This window comes from Oculatella sp. FACHB-28, from assembly GCF_014696015.1.
Classification (GTDB): Bacteria; Cyanobacteriota; Cyanobacteriia; order Elainellales; family Elainellaceae; genus JAAUTN01.
Window position 1 is genome coordinate 69,232 of record NZ_JACJPJ010000041.1, and the last position, 17,061, is coordinate 86,292.

Sequence of the window (17,061 nt, forward strand, 5' to 3'; positions counted from 1 at the left end):
TGGTCTTTAAGACATGAAGCTTTGGTCGGACTGGGGATTTAGCCGCACTGGATGGCGCAATAGTCAGCGGGGTGAATATTGGGTTGTGGCGCAAGCGTTGTTGATAACAGGTTTTGTGCTGCTGCCCGTCTACCGCCCCCTTGAGCTAGCTCTATCTCCTGCATGGCTTTACTTCAGTTGGGCAATTGCGGGGATTTTAGGAGTGGGGGCGATCGCCTTCTTCATCAAAGGCATTCTAGACCTGGGCAATAGCCTTACCCCGCTCCCTTATCCTAGAGAGGACGGACAGTTAGTTCAGACAGGCGTATATGCGATCGTGCGTCACCCGCTTTACAGTGGACTGATTTTGGCAGCTTTGGGCTGGACAGTTTTTCAGTTCAGTCTGCCTCATCTGGTTGGCGCGCTAATGTTTGTTCTATTTTTTGATGCAAAAGCAGCCCGTGAAGAAAACTGGCTGATGCAAAAATATCCAGACTATGCAACCTATCGTCAAACCGTAAAGAAGCTGATTCCCTGGCTGTATTAAAGTGCCTCAACTTTACAACAACCCTTAAGAGCTAGGAGTGTATTGCAGCGATCGCTCCTCTGCGGTCAAGTTCGCCTCATTTACATCCCGTCGTAGCACCTGCCCAGTAGGGCTAGCAATCAAGCGGGGAAGCTGCTGCATATCCACCAGTTCCATCGTTCTCATGTCATAGGTAGTGTAGATCGTTTCCTGTGAGTCTAAACCGACATCAACCACCGTTAATGTCTTTTGTGGCGCTAAGTTGCCGTTGAGCAAGCGACGGGCACCAGAACCCAAAAGACCGGAATACAGTAACTCAAGCTGACCCCGATGCCCCGGATAGTAGGCATGATTGTGTCCACTAACGTAAGTGTGAACGTTGTGACGCTCCATTAGGGCGCGCAGCTCTTCTGCTCCGCTCAGATATTCCCCTGGTTCATCTCGCCCGACTGAGATTCCATACAGTGGCAAATGCCCTATCGCAATCCGCAGTTTGGCAGCTTTTGCCGCCTCTGATTCTAACGCTTGCTCAGCCCAAGCCAGCTGTTCTGCCGGGATAGTTGCCGATGATGCGTCCCAAGTTAAGAAGAAAACACCATTTTGTTGAAAGGTGTAATAGAAAGGGAAACCCGCTCGATCGACAAATTCAACCCCCGGATCATGGCTAGGATTGTTCCAATAAGCAGCAGCGATATCCCGGTCCTGTTGGTAAAGTAGCGTCCCGTCGCTGGCGATCGCCCCCGATGCATCGTGATTACCCAAAGTGAAACCGTAGGGAATGTTTGCATTTCGCAGTGGCGCAGCGACATGCTGATCAAATGCTGACCACATTGCTTCAACCTGGGCACGGGGCAAAGACGCATCCTGACCTGCAATCATGTCACCACCACAAAGAACCAGGTTGGGTGCCCAAAAGGGAATCAGCGAAATGGCTTTGTCTACTTCAGGTTCGTAGTCGGTAGAGCCATACTGACTGTTAAGGTCGCTGATCACGACAATGCGGGCATCGCCTCTAGGCGGATTAAACAATCCTTCGCTGCCTGGGACGTTTTGAGATACCGGGGTTGGAGTCGCCTCACTCACAGGGCTAGGAGGTTGAGCTTGGGAGGTTTGGGAGGTGACGGGCTGCTGCTCAGTGCTACTGGCAATGATGCGATTGACCAACAGAGCCAGACTACATCCGCCAACGGCTCCACCTAACACCAAGAACTGACGACGTTTAAGACTCATATTCCCAAAGCTAAACCTGTTGCGACCCAATCCTACCTTACTCACACTGCCACTCAAGTTTAAGGAGGCTGCCATAGTGATAGATTGACGTGAGGGGCAACGATAAGACCGATCGCGTCCGACTGCTTTTTGCTACGCTGAGTTGCTGCATTCGTCGTCGCCCTTAAGCATTGCTGCCCACCAGGGAGGAGTTATGACACCGGATCAGTCAAAGCGTCCAAAGCCAAACCAGCAAAAATTTTGGCAGCAAATCCAGCCTGTCCTTAAAACTCAAAGTCTTCGAGCTTTGCGAACTACGATCCAGGTGCTCGAAGGAATTGTAGAAGAGCTGGAGAAAACACCTGCACCGACTCAGGCAAAATTGTCACCCCCTACAAAACAATCTGCATCTGGAATCAAAGCTGCTCCGGTTGAAACCCTAGAATTTCCAGCTGCACCAACCATGCCAGCAGCTGAGCTGATCGCTAAGCCAGACGAAATTGCTTCAACGCCACCGGAAGTTAAATCTCTTGAAGATGACGATGACGATATCTGGGGCATGGACGAGAGCTTGTCCTTGGATGAACAATCTACTTTAGGTAAACCGACAGAGGCGATCGCCCCTCCCACACCTGCTCCTTCAGCCACTCCGCTAACTAGCAGAGCCAATACACCACTGCCTGCTTCTCAAGGTAGCTTGTGGGCAAAATGGGTAGCGGTGCTCGATTGGGCGCGCGATCGCCTCCCCGATTCGATCAGTGACAGACTATCGGACGCTGTTCTGACTAGTATTGCTGGCGGAGTTTTGGTGCTGCTGGTGTGGACAACGTCTGCCCTGCTACCCAATCAGGCTGAAGAAATAGCTCAAGCACCTCCCGTACAATCGTCTCCCGTAGTTAAGCCCACGCCTTCTCCCCAGCTTAAACCCACACCTTCTCCTCAGCTTAAACCCACACCTTCTCCTCAGCTTAAACCTACGCCCTCTCCTCAACCCAGCCCGCCAAAACAGGTTGCTCCGGCTCCGACACCCATCGTTGTTCCACCTACCCCAAAACCCACTCCTTCTCCTTCCCCTGTCGTCTCACCGCCTCCAGCTCCACCTCCTTTAGAACTAACTCCCGAACAAAGCTTGATTGCGGCAATTCAAGACCAGGTGGCAGAAGTCACAAATCGCTACGCCAATGGGTTTATTCAATCCATTCAGGCAAACTTCCGTGAGAGTCGGCTAATCGTCAAGGTTAGTATGGGCTGGTATGAGCTAAGTGGCGATCGCCAAAACAAACTGGCTGACGAAATGCTGAAACGAGCACAAGAACTTGACTTCAGCAAATTAGAAATTACTGATTCTCAGGGCATACTGCTTGCCCGCAGTCCCGTTGTTGGTCCAAGCATGATCATTCTTCAAAGGGAAATGAAAACTAGACTTCCTGCATGAATCATTTTTTGAAGTGTGAATGGTAGTGTGTCTTCGCCACACTACCATTCACGTAAAAGATTTACTGATCAGGTCTAGCCTCTCTGGTAGCGCATTCCGGGTAGTTGAGAGACAAAGCCCATGAGTTCCAGTTGCACCAGGGCACTGAGAACTGAACCGGTGGGTAGCCCAGATTCCTGAGCAATTACATCAAAAGACGTGGGTTCTGATGGAACTGCCTCCAGGACTTGTTTAATCTCAGGTTCCAGGTCGGTCAACTGTTCGTCCAGAAGCGAGAGTTGGGAAGGAGGGGAGGGCATGACGTGCAGCCGTGGCATTGCACCCAGCATTTCTAGCAGATGACTTTCACCCAAGATGACGTGAGCGCCTGTATTTAGCAATTCCAGGCAACCTTTGGAACGAGGGTTATCCAATGATCCGGGGAGGGCGTAGACATCGCGGTTATAGTCAGTTGCCAGTCGAGCGGTGATCAAGGCTCCCGATCGATGGGGCGCTTCTAGCACCAGAATGGCGCGGCTGAGCCCGGCAATGATGCGATTGCGGCGTGGGAAGTTAGCTCGATCGGGCTGGGTACCTGCGGGATATTCGCTAACGAGGAGTCCCTGTTCGGGAATTCGTTTGGCTAGATTGCGGTTTGACCAGGGATAAACGACATCAACGCCTGTCCCTAAGACGGCGATGGTGCGTCCACCTGCGTTGAGGCAGCTCTGGTGAGCTTCGGTATCCACGCCATCAGCCAAGCCGGATACGACGATGAACCCTGCCTGTGCCAGAGAATCGCTAAGTTTACGAGTCCAACGTCTGCCGTAGTCTGAAGGGTCACGGGTGCCAACGATGGCGATCGCTGACACCTTCCCCTGGTTCTCTTCTGGGACGACGTTACCGCGATAGTAAAGCACGGGTGGCGGATCGGGAATTTCTAGCAGCAGTCTCGGATAATCGGCATCGGCAGGCGTCCAAAAGTAAGGATTTACCTTTTCATGCTCTTGCAAAATCTCATCAGGATGAAAGCGCGATCGCCTGCTTGCCACGACTGTCGCAGTGTGAGGTCCAAACCCTTCCACCTGCTCTAGTTGTTTGGGGCTGGCTTCCCAGGCTTCTGCCAGACTATCGAAATGGTGATGGAGGCGCATCAGGAGAGTTGGCCCCACTCCTTCAATGCGTGACCAGGCTAGCCAGAATGCACGTTCCCCCAACTGACGCTCCTTAAATGTGACTGAGTCTCAGAAAATTAAAGATTCACTCAACTGCTGCCTGCTGCTTTAAATAAACGAAAACGCTCTTGTCACCAATGTCAGGCGGAATGGGTTGAACTACTTTGCGTAGCGCAAACACGACAAATAAAGCAGCCCAAAGCCCCAACAGAACTTGCTCTAAAGGAACTGACAAAATTCCAAACAGGTGCCCTAGCAGCAACAAAGGAACCAGAGGGGTCAGCAGCTTGGTTTCAAGACGGTTAAAGCAAAATGCTTCTTTGAAGAAGATACCCGTCAGAGCCGCAAAGATAAAACCGATGCCCAAAATCGTGATGGGTTGGTGGTAGACCGCCAGAGCAAGAGGTTCGCTGTGAGTGAGGGCAATGGCGATCGCCGCCACGGTGCCAGCCAGCCAAAAAGCCTGCAATGCTCGGTGCAAGGGTGCGAGGTAAATGTGAATCGTTAGCAGACTCACCGCTAACCCTATAGAAAAGCAGATATAGAGAACGTTCAAAGCGACAGGAACAAAGGCATAGCTAGCGAATTTCAGCACTAGAAGAGTTCCTAAAGCAAAGCTGAGGGCTGCTGCCATCAGCCCTGCCCGATAAATGATTACGCCCTGGCGATCGCTCTCTGTGATCGTAAATTCGCCAAACTGCCCCTGATAAACTTCTGAATCAGCATTCTGGATAGTGGTCATTGTGTTCCCTCTTCGCAGTGCATCTGTTGTAGCGAATCCTGGTTTTAGGCTCTGCCTGTATTTTAACCAAGTAGAAGGGACAGAATTTTGCTTGAAGGTTGCTTAAGCGTAGAACACAAGCTGCACAGAGCTTCCAACAGGCAAATGTAGTTGAGCATCAGCGCTGCCGCCACTGACAGCAATTTCGACCCAACCATGACTGCCAATCAAAGCCAACAAACTGCCAGGAGGACTATCTGCATAGGTTTGTTTCCCTAGAATCGTCAATTCTGCGATCGCCACTGACCAATTCTTATTAAGAATTTCATATCCAGGAATGTTGGTAATCAGATTGCCAAAATGGTCAATGTGCTGAATTGTGCCTGCGATCGCCCCTTCGGTCCTTATACAGCTCGCTAAAGGGAATTGCTTGAGGGAAGCTAGATCAATTGCAGTTCCCAGTTTCTCTAAAGGAACACCTGAGGCAAGATGTGCCCCCACCGGGGCAAAGATGTCACGTCCGTGAAATGTTGCGCTTGGCTCAGAGGTGCGCCAGTAATTAGAATTCGTTAGCTCAACCGCAGCGATCGCCAAATGCTGATCGAGAACGCCGCTAAACAAACCATTGTCTGGACCTACCAAGAATCCATCTTGAAGCTGAATAGCGATCGCCCTTCTCTCACTTCCCACACCCGGATCGACGACCGCTACATGCACTGTTTCTTTAGGAAAGTACGGGTATGCGTTCAGCAAATGAAATCTTCCCGCTGCAATATTTTGGGGTGAAATTTGGTGAGTCAGGTCAACGATGGTTAAGCTTGGGTTAACTTGGGCGATCGCCCCTTTCATCACTCCCACATAAACATCCTGCAAACCAAAATCACTCAGCAGCGTGACTAATCGCCCTGGCAACACCTCATTCATAGGAAGGCTTGAGAAACGGCTTCTGTGCTGATTCTATTGGTTTCCAGCTTACTCAAACAACTGACGCATTCTATTTAGAGAAATGCAATTTGGTGTCCCTGACTCCTCTACACCCCGTTCTGAGTCAGCGAACAAATCTGCGATCGCCGCGTTACTCTACACTTCGTTGAGGTGCTTTTCGTACAAAACCTCATAGGGCTGATATCCAGATCTTTGATAAAACTTAGCTGCAGATTCGTTACTGCATAGTAGACCCACTTTGACAGTTTTTAGATGCAAGTCAAAAAAGTGCCGTTCAGCCGCTCGCATCAATTCAGCCCCTGCCCCGTGTTTTCGCATCGTAGGGACAACATACAGATCGGAAATATAACCGTACTCCCGCTCTTGTTCAACAATATGGAGGTCGCCTTCATCGAGTTTTTCAACGAAACAAACGACAAAGCCGATGATGCCCTCCTGAGACTCTGCTACATAAATCTGACCATTTTGCTGTTCAACGGTTTCTTCGAGATACGCCAGATGAGCATCACCCATCTCAGAACCTGGTGTCCTGTTGGGAGATAACTCACGTTCAGCATCTTGAAGTGCTGCCATTAACGTAACGAGAAACAGTCGGTCTTCAGATTTAGCAGTACGAACCGTAAAACTAGACAATAGCCATGCCTCTCAACTCTCATACAAGATAGTTCAGAGAGGACTACCGCACTGAGCCTGTAATTGACTTTCTGATAAACCAAAGTTTTGCTGGCGACAGAGCAGCACTTGTGCCATGCGCTGCTGAACGTATAGGCGGTGTGCAAACCAGCCAAGGGGCGCACCTAGAAGGATTGCACCAAGGGCAACACCAATCAGCAGGCTGTTGAGCAAATCTCGCCGCCGAATCCGTTCTCTCTCGTGATGATCATGCTCTGGAGCAACTGTTGAACGTTCCATCGGAGTTATCCATCGGGGTGATAAACAGATCACCTTCTAGCTAAACAACTAAAACTTGAAACTTTATCTCTCTTAAGGTGAAGGTCGTTCGCGCAATAGACAGAGCTTAGACTCAGTCCGCTTCTACGCTGTAAGAGTCTGGTTAATCTAACGTCAGATATAGGTGCTGCTATTCGAGACAGCATTAACATGACTTTCAGTTGTATTTTTGGATAGAGCAGATGACCTCTCAATTGAACCGTGACTTAGAGAAAACTGAAGCGAAGGGAGCCTCACTATTTGATCGCACCTTTCGAGACAGCGAAGGCAACATTGTAATTGCTCAGATGCCCAATCTGCCTATTCTGCTTGGTTCAGCAGCAGCTTTCCTTCAATTTGTGCTGCCCAGTGGCAAAATCCAAACCGCGTTTGCTCTAATCGCGTTCGGCACTCTGTTCACCTGGGCATGGCAAGAACTGTTTGAGGGAGTTAATTATTTTCGGCGATCGCTTGGTTTACTCGGATTAGTCAGTCTGATCGCGATAGGACTCAACCTCATGGGAGTGTGAGTCTCTGAAGCGAACTCACTAAGCGAATCGCCCCACTCACACTGCGATCGCCACTCAACAGTTTTATTACTCACGTCCTGGATTGCAATCTGCAAAACCTAATGCCTGTGTATCGAGAAAACTTGCGATCGCACTCAAGGTTGAAAGCGGAGGTGCTGAAGCGATCGCACTTGAGCAATAGTTTCAAAATCACGATCGTTGTGAATCAAAAGTAAATTGTTTTCTAAAGCTGCTTGAGCAATACAGCAATCAATTGGGCTAGGAACGGTAAGTCCTTGTCGCCGTAGCTCGTAGTAAATGCGGGCAGCCGCTCGCCAAGAATAGGGCGTGAGTTCAACGTAGCTTTGGGCTTCAAGATAATTAGCAAGAAGAGTCCATTCTTGCTCGTTTAAGCTCCCTTGCAGTAATTCAAGCTGAGTGAAGCGGGTCAGTAAAATGTCGTGATTAGCAATTAGAGTCTCAAGCTGCTGACGGATTTGACCGCTGCGATCGCGAAAAACACTAATCCAAACAGATGTATCAATCAGTAACATGACGAGTTTCGCGCAGAGCTTTGTGGTCAAAGTCTGAACTGAACTGAATTTGTCCTGATAGGTCGAGAAGATTTCTCTTGCGGCGCGATCGCACAAGCTCTTGCAGAGCAAGTTTGATCAGTTCTTCTTGAGTGGTAAGGCTAGTAAGTTCGAGGGCTTCATTGACGAGTCCTTCGTCGAGATTTAGAGTGATTTGCATAAGACAACTACTAGGGAAATTGGTTCCAGGAGTGATCAATTTGAGTCTAGTGTAGCTAAACCTCACGCTCTGTTTTTACCATTTCTGTCACGTCATCTGTTCAGGATCTTTCAATCTGCTGCATGTAGCGGTGTGATCGCCTGTCACTAATGCTTCTTACAAAATGACGAACGCACCCTCAAACTGCGATCGCGACTAAACAGTCTTATTTCCCGCGTCCTAGCTTGCAATCTGCAAAACCTAACGCCTCTGTATCGAGAAAACTTGCGATCGCTACTCTTCAGTTATTGGGCATTAAACACCCTTGAAGAAGAGACAGGTTAGTTGTCCAACAAAAGAATGCGTTTGCTTGTTGGCAATGTAGTCTGTGAGATGGCGATCGCACTACCCTGGAACTCTCGTTACTTGTGCAATCGCAGTATCCAATCTTGTGAAGTGATTGGGATTGAGTGTCAAAAGCTGGTCTGCGGATACTTTAAGGGCAGCTTGAGCAATCAACGCATCAAAAATTCCGCACCAGGAAGATTGAGGATTGTCATTTGCGCGATCGCAGCTTGATAATCTGCGGTTTCTAATGAAACTGCTTCCAGATATTGCAGGCACCTCTCAAGCAGACTTTGGGCTGTTTGGGGAGATATTCGAGGTTGACTCGGCATTCGAGTCATTACAGAGTAAACTTCTGCCAAGCTATGAGTAGAGAGATAACCCTGAATTTGTCCCAATTCTGCTGCTTGTAGTTGAGCGAAGCAAGGAGTATGATTTGGGTGCTTTGGGAGCAGCGCAGCAATAATAACGGACGCATCGAACAAAACTTTCACAATTTCGTTTGCTCCTAAGCACGCTCTTCACGGCTTTGAGCAATGAGTGTGTTGAAGTCAATATGGTCGAGAGATTCTGTTTCAAAAACTAGAACACCCTCTTTCTCTCTTAATCCAACCTGAGGGGGTGAAGGATTTGAAACAGGTGATTGAAGGCTTCTGATTTTCTCAGTCAAAGCTTGAACAATAAACTCTTCTGGCGAAATGCCTTGTTTTATAGCAATTTGTGCGATCGCCTCTTGTAGGTCTGGAGAAAGGTTCATGGAAAAACCTTGAAACGCAGTACCCCTAGTTTAGCGTTTAACCTTACTGCCTATTACCGCTTTAACTATGTAAACAGTTTCGTATTTTGTGCAATCGCCATCTCAGCAGTTGCTTCAATCGGATACTCAATTTCAGCAGCACGAGCAATGATAGCAGATCGCTACTCTTTAGTAATTAGGCATTAAACATTCTTGAAGAGAAGACAGGTTAGTATGTCCAGCAAAATGGTGCGTTTGCTTGTTGGCAATGTAGTCTATGAGATGGCGATCGCACTTGGCAAATAATCCTATTCTTTGTTAAAAGACTGCTCTAGATGTTCAAAGGCTTTTAACATTGCAGTCTCACCTCCCCAAGCTCGTCTAACATCATTGGGATCTAATATTCGACAATTACCAAGTACCCAATTTCTTTGAAGTTTCCATCCATTGATATCAGCAACACTAGTCCAGAAAACGGGACCACCCATTGTTTTTGTTGGTAGATTCGGCATCGAACCCATTTGTTCAACCAATCTCCCAATCATTTGAGGATCTTGTGCAATTCGAGTTAGAACGCTAATGGCTAACTGCTCTGAAATGCCTAACATGACTTATTACCTTAATGGGGGTTTTTAAGCTGAGGGTTCCCGAATTAATGCAAGAAGCAGCGATCGCAAATGTGGTCGCTGCCTTTAATAATCGGGCATTAAAGATTTTCAAGGAAGGGACAGATATAATACGCTCAGCAAAATGGTGCGTTTACTTGTTGGCATGTAGTCCATGAGATGGCGATCGCACTATATTTCGTCAACTATTTTCTTACGTTTCTCTTCATATTCTTCTTGAGTTAGTAGACCCATTTGATATGCTTCGCTAAGCTTCTCCAGAAGTACAAGAGAACGGCTAGCAGTTTGGACTGTTTGATTAGATTTCTTGGTAGGGGAAAGCGATTTCCTCTGAGACTTCAAGGTCTTCAACTCATCCTTCAACAAACTAATTTGAAATTGAACTTGCCGAACTACCTCTTGGGCATTCTGCTTCCCTTGTTTAATCTCAGCACGTTTTGCAGCTACCTTGCGAGCAATGCCTGCATTTGCACTAGCTGCAGCCCTTCGGCATGAAGCTCGATATCCTGATCCAAGTAATACTCCTCCAAGACCTCTACCCAGTGATTGGGTTTCAGCCCTTGCCTTTGCAGCAGATAGAGATAAAGAAGAATTTGCATCTACCCACTCTTGTACATCTCTTTTAGCATTCTCAAGCCTTATAACAAGTTGAGATATTTGAGTTTCCGTATTGGCTATTTGTTGATCTATGGTGCCTGAAGTTAGGGAGTTGTCTGGTGAAATCATAGTTTAAGCTGAGACAGAAATCTTGATTGCAATTGGAGCTAGCAGTTCACTCTTATTAAGTTCAACTCCCGCCCACAGCAGAAGAGTACCCAAAACTATCTACAGCCTAACCCCACCTGGTTTGACGTTAACAGACATCCGATGTAGGGTGTGTTGCTGTAAGCAAACGCGCCGTCGAATATTTGTTGTCGTTGATAGGTAACTTGAGTAATGAAATAAGTGCCTCTGTGATCGCTGGTCTTCGGTAAGTGGGCACTAAACATTTTGAAGAAGGGACAGATTAGTATGCACAAAAAATGGTGCGTTTGCTTATCAGCAACGTAGCTTAGAAGGTGGCGATCGCACTATATAGACAACTGCGAATCGATGGTGTGCAAGTCAGCAATAATTGAGGCGGCTGACTGCTCGAGGGCATCGTGTCCCCTAGCAACATCAGCATCAAGCCAGCTCATTACTTCCTTCAGTAGCTCACCCTTAGCTCGACGTTTTTCTTGTCGATCTTGAATCGACAGTACCGTTTTGACCTTCTCAGCGAAGACAGTAGGGTAGTAGTATTCAAACTGATCCGCATCGTTGGTTTGGAAGCGGTCCTCGGACCAATCTACGTACTTTGTTCGAAGCTTTGATACGATATCTTTCCCAGGTTCATCATTATCCACACGAACCCAAGTTCTATTTTTATAGATAGGCTGCAAATGTGTAAAAAGAATTAACCGTTGAAAGTCCTCGAGAATCGGTTCAACTTTGTCAATACCTCCTGCAGCAAGCGTCCTAACACGGGCAAGTCGAGGAACGAACCACGGAACAAGGTAATCACGAATAATCCGTTCAGCTGATGACTCTTCGAGTATCAACCATCCATCCCACAGAGCAAAGTCGGAGAATGAGTAACCAAGCTCCTGCAGTACCGAGATTCGAGCCTCCAGCGTTGAGGCAACCTTCTCAACAATTGACTCGGTGGGCAATTTACCTGGCACAGATGTAATCCGTAACAGTTGACTTTCTGGAGTGTTGCACAGATAGCTCACAACAATGTTGGAATGCGTTGAGATCACAAATTGGTTGAACGACGAGCTAATGATGATAAGGTCGAGCAAAGCTTTGAGGGCTTTTGGATGCAGGTCATTCTCGGGCTCCTCGACGAGAAAAAGCTTGTTTTTCGATGTTGCTAAGCTTGTAAGTAGATAGACAATGTTTGGCACACCATCGCCCATTTGCTGAATTGGAACTGAGTCTTGATTTGGCAGGTATAGTCCCGGGTGCTAACCGTTAAGAGATGGAATTGCTGTAACCATGAACCCAAGTATGGATTGACAAGCGTCTGCATATTCCGAATGGGCTGGAAATGCTGGGTTGCTAAGTCGAGAGAGCTTTGCTGCCAGATTACTCATGTTTGGCATAATGGCGAAAACACTCTGTTCGCGAACGTCCTCTCCGTAGCTTGCAGTCTTTCGTTTAGATAAATATGGAACTATAAAGTGGTTTGGTTCAACGTTTGGTAGTTGAAAATCGACGTATTGGCCTCCGGGCATAGAGGCTCGGTGTTCAGAACTTCCTGAACGTCGATCCGCGGTGTGGAGTTTCACCGTATAGGTACACGTATCGAACGAATTTGCTAAGGGCCATCCAACAGTCCCATGTATGTCAACAATATCGATGTCGATCTGTGCTTCGCTGCTTCCAACGCGAACGTCAGCCAAGATGTCTTCTAGTCCTTGTTGAAGTTGATGAAGTCCGCGCAGGATTGATGACTTTCCAGAATTATTTGCTCCGATAAGGACGTTCATCTGTCCGAGCTCGATGCGCCCAGAGTCCACAAATGAGCGAAAGTTTTGCATTTGGAGAGAAGCGACTCTCAATTTCTCACTCCAATTTCACAAGTGTTCACTATTCTTCTACATAGCAAGCTTCTTCAAGCTAATTGGAAAATCTTACAATTAGAACAATGCTCTCAATCTAGTTTAGAAATTTTAGATTGACTAAGCTTTTCACATGCTAACTTCTGCTTAGCGATTTTGTCTAAAATGTTCAGCATTTTTACTCTTTTTCTCATGCTTTTTTGATACCAATTTACTGACAGCGATCGCCCCCGCCCGTCCCAAAACAACCAAAACAAACCGCATCCCTCAACTCTTGCTTCTCTAATACATGGACACAAGCAGAACGAGGCATGAAGCTCCTCAGTTCTTGTCATCACCACAAAAGTTGCTGACATCAAGACAGAAGTTGCTGACATGGTTACAGAAACTTCTGACATCAAGACAGAACTCGCCGACATCAAGACAGAAACTTCTGACATGGTTACAGAAACTTTTGACATCAAGACAGAAACTTTTGCAGGCATGTCGCTATAGTTTTAGTTGACTTCTAGGTAGACCGACTAGAATTTTGTTGAGAGAGCGATCGCTCCACAAAATGCCCTCAGAAGATCCACCTAACTTTATTTAAGCAGCAACAAAATTAGTATGAAAGTTCGGTGAATTGCACACGTATCGTTCCTGAAATTTGCGGGCAATCTATTCCTATAAGCGTTTTATAGGAGTCAAAATTGTATGCCTCGTAAGCGTCGTGCATCTCGTGGTCTTGAGAAAGCTGAGCTTCGTGCTGCTGGCTTGAGAGCGATCGATCCTCAATTAAGTTTTGGCAATTCGGTCACGCTGAGTGAGTTCACCCGAACCATTGACCAACTGCGCCTGAGAATGGAAGCTTATAACACTGCTCTGGCAGTGATTGATGCCTCACAAACTGAGATGGCAGAACTGGAGAAAAAGCTAGGCGAACTGGGCGAGAAACTCATGATTGCCGTTGCCTACACCTACGGCAACGATAGCCGCGAATATGAATTGGCAGGCGGCATTCGCAAGAGTGAGCGAGTTCGCAAAATTAGAAAGGGTCGAACTCGTTCAGAGGCAACTAATTCATCTAATGGTGGTTCTTTAACGGCTTAAGTGAGAACTGTTGGGGCGATCGCCCTTCCCTTCAAAAGCGATCGCCCTCCTCTCTGCTTATCCTTCTCGCTTACGATAGCGGGTCAAGATACTCATCACTTCACCCAGGTCAGGTGCAGGTAAGAGTGGACTCCATGCGCCGACTTCGGCGAAACCACGACGATGTAAGTTATGGATCGTTTCAATCACACCATCACGAGAACCGATCACTAACACCTGCAAGCGTTCGCGTTCTGGAAGTGGCGCAATAGAAGGTTTCTCCTCCACGGGTAATGAGTGAGGAGATTCCAAAAAACAGTGAGACATAAGTTGTGACTCCTTAGGGTTTTCAAGGAAACCCAAAAACCTAGCCACCCCGCATTGATTCACGCGTTGCAATAGTGAGTGAGAGAACCAAAAGTGAGTTTAAACTTTTCACTTTCATGTCCTGAAGGGTAAGCAACGCTTTTTTGACATGACAAGTCGGGGTGGCTAAGGGAGTGTTAAAATTCACCGTTAGCCGCCAGACTGCCGTTAACAGTTTGGGGGTTAGCTGCTCAAGGCTGCCGTTAACAGCTTTGAGTAGCGCTAGATCCTTGGGTATGGTGGGGTCGTCTGCGTGTAAAGTGACAACCTTAACGTGAGAGCATATCTGGGATGTGAGTCTCTCGTCAAGGTGTTGAGCTACGGATTTTTGAACCGAAGATGAGGGAGCGATCGCTCAAAAAAGACAAGTTTTGTCGGTTAATCGAGGAAATTCACTCAAGATTCAAGAAAAGTTGCCTCAAGTGAATTTTGTGTGAACTTGCAATATCTAAATTTGGTGGGTTATGTAGAGAAGCGTCAAACTGTAGCAAAATTAACCTTTCTCAAATGGGGGCAAGGATGACGTACGTCTCTACCGGTAGTGGACAGGTTGGTGTTCTCACCAGTCGCGGTGTGTTTAGGTCGCTCAGAACTGGACCCGTTCTCACAGATATTGCCGAGTCCAAGGGAGGCGCCGTTTTTGGCGTAAATTTTGGCAGTTTGTTTCGAATCAACAGACGATCTGGTGCAGCAACTCGCATAGGCAGCCTGGGAACCAACAACATGAATGCTCTAGAGTTTGATGCTCAGGGCAGACTCTACGGTGCTGGGGGCAATGGCTTTTACCGCATCAACACGAACACGGGCAGAGCTACTCTCGTGTCTCGCATCTCTCGCTTTAATAGCAGCGGTGATATTGCCTATGACGCGCGCCGCAACCGTTTCTTTGCCACCTCCAACGCTCGAACTGCCACAACTGATGACCTGTTTTCCATCACTCCAGGCGGCAGAGTCAGCCGAGTCGGAGCAATTGGCAGGCGCAATATCTTTGGATTAGATGTTAAGGACAATAGGCTGCTCGGCTATACACCCGGTGGGGTAGAGATCACGATTAGCGTGAGAACAGGACGCGGCACGTTTAAGCGAAATTTGCAGATTAGCAGCCCGATTTTCGGAATTGGTTAGATAAACAGTTAGGCTTGGGAGTAAAGTTCGGCAACCAGCACTGCCTATCTACAGTGCATTTGCACTATCCTAAGAAGTGAGTTGAACTTGCTGTTGGCGATCGCTTGTGACTACTTCTCCCAAGCCCCTCACTCTAGTTAAAGACCCCGAACGTCTGGAGACGCGCCTCAAAGAAATTCCTCCAGAGCCGGGGGTCTATTTCATGCGCGACGCAAACGACAACATCCTCTATATCGGCAAGTCTAAGAAGCTGCGATCGCGAGTTCGCTCTTACTTTCGCGACAATCACGACCACAATCCGCGCATTGCCCTAATGGTGATGCAGATTGCCGAGATTGAATTTATCGTCACCGACACCGAAGCCGAAGCACTGGCGCTAGAAGCCAATCTAGTGAAACAGCACCAGCCTCACTTCAACGTGTTGCTGAAAGACGACAAGAAATATCCCTATCTCTGTATTACCTGGTCAGAAGAATATCCGCGCATCTTCATCACCCGCAGACGACAAAAGGGCAAAGGGCAAGACCGCTACTATGGACCGTATGTCGATGTCGGCTCACTGCGACGAACGCTGCATCTGGTAAAACGCATCTTTCCGTTGCGGCAGCGTCCTCAGCCATTGTTCAAAGACCGTCCCTGCTTGAACTACGACATGGGGCGTTGTCCGGGTGTGTGTCAAAAGCTGGTTTCGCCCGAAGACTACCACAAGATCATGCAAAAAGTGGCGATGATCTTCCAGGGACGAACGCAGGAGCTAGAGGACATCCTGTCGGCACAAATGGAGAAAGCCGCCGAAGACTTGAACTTTGAATATGCGGCACGACTGCGCGACCAGATTCGCGGACTGCAATCATTGGGGGCAGATCAGAAAGTGTCGCTGTCAGATGACACCGTGTCAAGAGATGCGATCGCCCTCGTTGCAGACGATCAGCACGCCTGCATTCAGCTTTTCCAAATTCGGGCAGGTCGTCTGGTAGGTCGGTTGGGCTTTGTAGCCGATGCTCAGTCCGGTACCCCCGGAGCAATTTTGCAACGTGCCCTAGAGGAACACTTCCAAACCGTTGATCCAGTAGAAATTCCCTCAGAGATTCTGGTGCAGCACGAACTGCCCGACGCAGAAATTCTGGCAGACGTGCTTTCCGAGAAACGCGGGCGTAAGGTAACAATCATCGTTCCCCACCGCCAAAGCAAAGCAGAACTGATCGAAATGGTTGAGCGCAACGCCGGATATGAGCTAGCCCGAACCCAACGTTTTGCTGACCGCAACAATCAAGCCATGCTCGACCTGGCAGGATTGTTAGACATGCCCGACATGCCCCACCGCATCGAAGGCTATGACATTTCCCACATTCAGGGTTCCGATGCGGTTGCTTCTCAAGTCGTGTTTGTGGATGGCTTACCCGCCAAGCAGCACTATCGCCATTACAAAATCAAAGACCCAACCGTCACGTCAGGTCACTCTGACGACTTCGCCAGTATGGCAGAAGTGATCGGGCGACGATTCCGCCGCTATGCTCAAGACCCAAACCTCAAGCGAATTGGCAATCCTGACTTCCCCGACTTGGTCATGATCGACGGTGGCAAAGGACAGCTTTCGGCTGTCGTCGAAGTGCTGCGCGAAATGAACCTGATGGAAGACGTGAAAGTCGTCAGTCTAGCCAAACAGCGAGAAGAAATCTTCTTACCGGGAGAATCGAAGCCACTACTCACCGATGCAGAACAGCCCGGAGTGCAGCTTTTGCGCCGTCTGCGGGATGAGGCGCACCGATTTGCAGTTAGCTTCCACCGTCAGCAAAGAAGCGATCGCATGAGACGCTCCCGTCTCGACGAAATTCCCGGACTGGGACACTATCGCCAAAAGCAGTTGCTTGCCCACTTCCGCTCAATCGACTACCTGCGCGAAGCAAGCCCCAAACAAATTGCAGAAGTACCAGGAATTGGCGATCGCATGGCTCAACAGATTTATGAATACTTCCACCCCTCCGCTGCCTCTACAGAAGAATCCGTTTCGTAATCCGTTCGATCAAAGCATCCTTCCTCCCTTTTATTTGCATCACCATCCTGCGGAGC

20 protein-coding genes are annotated in these 17,061 nt (G+C 48.3%); 6 read left to right on the plus strand and 14 right to left on the minus strand.

The annotated features are described in order from the left end of the window. Positions 1–13 precede the first annotated feature (13 nt). Positions 14–526, plus strand: a complete 513-nt coding sequence (locus H6F88_RS05145) for an isoprenylcysteine carboxylmethyltransferase family protein (protein WP_190641674.1) — start codon at positions 14–16, stop codon at positions 524–526. 24 nt (positions 527–550) lie between these two features. On the opposite strand, the gene H6F88_RS05150 is transcribed toward H6F88_RS05145, so the two are convergent. After that, entirely contained in the window at positions 551–1,735 is a 1,185-nt protein-coding gene (locus H6F88_RS05150) for a metallophosphoesterase (RefSeq protein WP_190641861.1), read from the minus strand. Positions 1,736–1,928: 193 nt separating this feature from the next. Here H6F88_RS05150 and H6F88_RS05155 point away from each other — a divergent pair, with 193 nt between their 5' ends. Beyond that, on the plus strand, positions 1,929–3,149 hold the full coding sequence (locus tag H6F88_RS05155) for a hypothetical protein (protein WP_190641675.1): 1,221 nt from the start codon (positions 1,929–1,931) through the stop codon (positions 3,147–3,149). 74 nt (positions 3,150–3,223) lie between these two features. On the opposite strand, the gene dprA is transcribed toward H6F88_RS05155, so the two are convergent. From dprA to H6F88_RS05180, 5 genes are all read right to left on the minus strand, one after another. Beyond that, on the minus strand, positions 3,224–4,345 hold the full coding sequence (dprA, locus tag H6F88_RS05160) for a DNA-processing protein DprA (protein ID WP_242050404.1): 1,122 nt from the start codon (positions 4,343–4,345) through the stop codon (positions 3,224–3,226). 43 nt (positions 4,346–4,388) lie between these two features. Beyond that, the gene (locus tag H6F88_RS05165; protein ID WP_190641676.1) at positions 4,389–5,045 is read right to left on the minus strand and encodes a DUF2301 domain-containing membrane protein; all 657 of its coding nucleotides are present in this window, start codon (positions 5,043–5,045) and stop codon (positions 4,389–4,391) included. A 102-nt stretch (positions 5,046–5,147) separates the two neighbouring features. Next, on the minus strand, positions 5,148–5,948 hold the full coding sequence (locus tag H6F88_RS05170) for an SAM-dependent chlorinase/fluorinase (RefSeq protein ID WP_190641677.1): 801 nt from the start codon (positions 5,946–5,948) through the stop codon (positions 5,148–5,150). A 156-nt stretch (positions 5,949–6,104) separates the two neighbouring features. Then, complete coding sequence (locus tag H6F88_RS05175) at positions 6,105–6,602, minus strand: GNAT family N-acetyltransferase (protein WP_199333457.1); 498 nt, start codon at positions 6,600–6,602, stop codon at positions 6,105–6,107. A gap of 33 nt (positions 6,603–6,635) precedes the next feature. Continuing rightward, complete coding sequence (locus tag H6F88_RS05180; protein ID WP_190641678.1) at positions 6,636–6,881, minus strand: hypothetical protein; 246 nt, start codon at positions 6,879–6,881, stop codon at positions 6,636–6,638. A gap of 221 nt (positions 6,882–7,102) precedes the next feature. Between H6F88_RS05180 and H6F88_RS05185 the strand changes: the two genes are divergently transcribed. Continuing rightward, the gene (locus H6F88_RS05185; protein ID WP_190641679.1) at positions 7,103–7,429 is read left to right on the plus strand and encodes a hypothetical protein; all 327 of its coding nucleotides are present in this window, start codon (positions 7,103–7,105) and stop codon (positions 7,427–7,429) included. A 134-nt stretch (positions 7,430–7,563) separates the two neighbouring features. On the opposite strand, the gene H6F88_RS05190 is transcribed toward H6F88_RS05185, so the two are convergent. The 7 genes from H6F88_RS05190 to H6F88_RS05220 all read right to left on the minus strand — a co-directional run bounded on the left by H6F88_RS05190 (position 7,564) and on the right by H6F88_RS05220 (position 11,820). Beyond that, positions 7,564–7,962, minus strand: coding sequence for a PIN domain nuclease (locus H6F88_RS05190; protein WP_190641680.1), 399 nt, complete (start codon positions 7,960–7,962; stop codon positions 7,564–7,566). Next, positions 7,949–8,161 carry a type II toxin-antitoxin system VapB family antitoxin gene (locus tag H6F88_RS05195; RefSeq protein ID WP_190641681.1) on the minus strand — a complete coding sequence of 71 codons (213 nt, stop codon included), beginning with the start codon at positions 8,159–8,161 and terminating at the stop codon, positions 7,949–7,951. The genes H6F88_RS05190 and H6F88_RS05195 overlap by 14 nt, the downstream gene beginning before the upstream one ends. A gap of 494 nt (positions 8,162–8,655) precedes the next feature. Next, positions 8,656–8,979 (minus strand): PIN domain-containing protein, encoded by a 324-nt coding sequence (locus H6F88_RS05200; protein ID WP_347277666.1) that lies wholly within the window; start codon positions 8,977–8,979, stop codon positions 8,656–8,658. Between the two features lie 14 nt (positions 8,980–8,993). Then, positions 8,994–9,242: a hypothetical protein gene (locus tag H6F88_RS05205; protein ID WP_190641682.1), complete on the minus strand. Its 249-nt coding sequence runs from the start codon at positions 9,240–9,242 to the stop codon at positions 8,994–8,996. 287 nt (positions 9,243–9,529) lie between these two features. Further along, positions 9,530–9,829, minus strand: coding sequence for a hypothetical protein (locus H6F88_RS05210; protein ID WP_242050405.1), 300 nt, complete (start codon positions 9,827–9,829; stop codon positions 9,530–9,532). 189 nt (positions 9,830–10,018) lie between these two features. Continuing rightward, on the minus strand, positions 10,019–10,573 hold the full coding sequence (locus H6F88_RS05215) for an SHOCT domain-containing protein (protein WP_190641683.1): 555 nt from the start codon (positions 10,571–10,573) through the stop codon (positions 10,019–10,021). Positions 10,574–10,917: 344 nt separating this feature from the next. Further along, positions 10,918–11,820 carry an AAA family ATPase gene (locus H6F88_RS05220; protein WP_277882144.1) on the minus strand — a complete coding sequence of 301 codons (903 nt, stop codon included), beginning with the start codon at positions 11,818–11,820 and terminating at the stop codon, positions 10,918–10,920. Between the two features lie 1,305 nt (positions 11,821–13,125). On the opposite strand from H6F88_RS05220, the gene H6F88_RS05230 reads away from it, so the two are divergent. Next, a complete protein-coding gene (locus H6F88_RS05230) occupies positions 13,126–13,521 on the plus strand; it encodes a hypothetical protein (protein WP_190641686.1) in 396 nt (131 codons plus the stop codon). A 57-nt stretch (positions 13,522–13,578) separates the two neighbouring features. Here the strand turns inward: H6F88_RS05230 and H6F88_RS05235 are convergent, their stop codons facing one another. Continuing rightward, complete coding sequence (locus H6F88_RS05235) at positions 13,579–13,827, minus strand: hypothetical protein (protein ID WP_190641687.1); 249 nt, start codon at positions 13,825–13,827, stop codon at positions 13,579–13,581. Positions 13,828–14,385: 558 nt separating this feature from the next. Here H6F88_RS05235 and H6F88_RS05240 point away from each other — a divergent pair. After that, positions 14,386–14,991, plus strand: coding sequence for a hypothetical protein (locus H6F88_RS05240; protein WP_190641688.1), 606 nt, complete (start codon positions 14,386–14,388; stop codon positions 14,989–14,991). 106 nt (positions 14,992–15,097) lie between these two features. Continuing rightward, positions 15,098–17,005, plus strand: a complete 1,908-nt coding sequence (uvrC, locus tag H6F88_RS05245; protein ID WP_190641689.1) for an excinuclease ABC subunit UvrC — start codon at positions 15,098–15,100, stop codon at positions 17,003–17,005. Positions 17,006–17,061 lie beyond the last annotated feature (56 nt).

Excerpts from the sequence above, each read along its gene's own strand:
- H6F88_RS05165 (WP_190641676.1), bottom strand. The coding sequence starts at position 5,045 with ATGACCACTATCCAGAATGCTGATTCAGAAGTTTATCAGGGGCAGTTT.
- H6F88_RS05205 (WP_190641682.1), bottom strand. The coding sequence starts at position 9,242 with ATGAACCTTTCTCCAGACCTACAAGAGGCGATCGCACAAATTGCTATA.
- H6F88_RS05240 (WP_190641688.1), top strand. The coding sequence starts at position 14,386 with ATGACGTACGTCTCTACCGGTAGTGGACAGGTTGGTGTTCTCACCAGT.
- H6F88_RS05180 (WP_190641678.1), bottom strand. The coding sequence starts at position 6,881 with ATGGAACGTTCAACAGTTGCTCCAGAGCATGATCATCACGAGAGAGAA.
- H6F88_RS05145 (WP_190641674.1), top strand. The coding sequence starts at position 14 with ATGAAGCTTTGGTCGGACTGGGGATTTAGCCGCACTGGATGGCGCAAT.
- H6F88_RS05235 (WP_190641687.1), bottom strand. The coding sequence starts at position 13,827 with ATGTCTCACTGTTTTTTGGAATCTCCTCACTCATTACCCGTGGAGGAG.
- H6F88_RS05215 (WP_190641683.1), bottom strand. The coding sequence starts at position 10,573 with ATGATTTCACCAGACAACTCCCTAACTTCAGGCACCATAGATCAACAA.
- H6F88_RS05195 (WP_190641681.1), bottom strand. The coding sequence starts at position 8,161 with ATGCAAATCACTCTAAATCTCGACGAAGGACTCGTCAATGAAGCCCTC.
- H6F88_RS05150 (WP_190641861.1), bottom strand. The coding sequence starts at position 1,735 with ATGAGTCTTAAACGTCGTCAGTTCTTGGTGTTAGGTGGAGCCGTTGGC.
- H6F88_RS05190 (WP_190641680.1), bottom strand. The coding sequence starts at position 7,962 with ATGTTACTGATTGATACATCTGTTTGGATTAGTGTTTTTCGCGATCGC.
- H6F88_RS05185 (WP_190641679.1), top strand. The coding sequence starts at position 7,103 with ATGACCTCTCAATTGAACCGTGACTTAGAGAAAACTGAAGCGAAGGGA.
- H6F88_RS05170 (WP_190641677.1), bottom strand. The coding sequence starts at position 5,948 with ATGAATGAGGTGTTGCCAGGGCGATTAGTCACGCTGCTGAGTGATTTT.
- H6F88_RS05230 (WP_190641686.1), top strand. The coding sequence starts at position 13,126 with ATGCCTCGTAAGCGTCGTGCATCTCGTGGTCTTGAGAAAGCTGAGCTT.
- H6F88_RS05155 (WP_190641675.1), top strand. The coding sequence starts at position 1,929 with ATGACACCGGATCAGTCAAAGCGTCCAAAGCCAAACCAGCAAAAATTT.
- H6F88_RS05210 (WP_242050405.1), bottom strand. The coding sequence starts at position 9,829 with ATGTTAGGCATTTCAGAGCAGTTAGCCATTAGCGTTCTAACTCGAATT.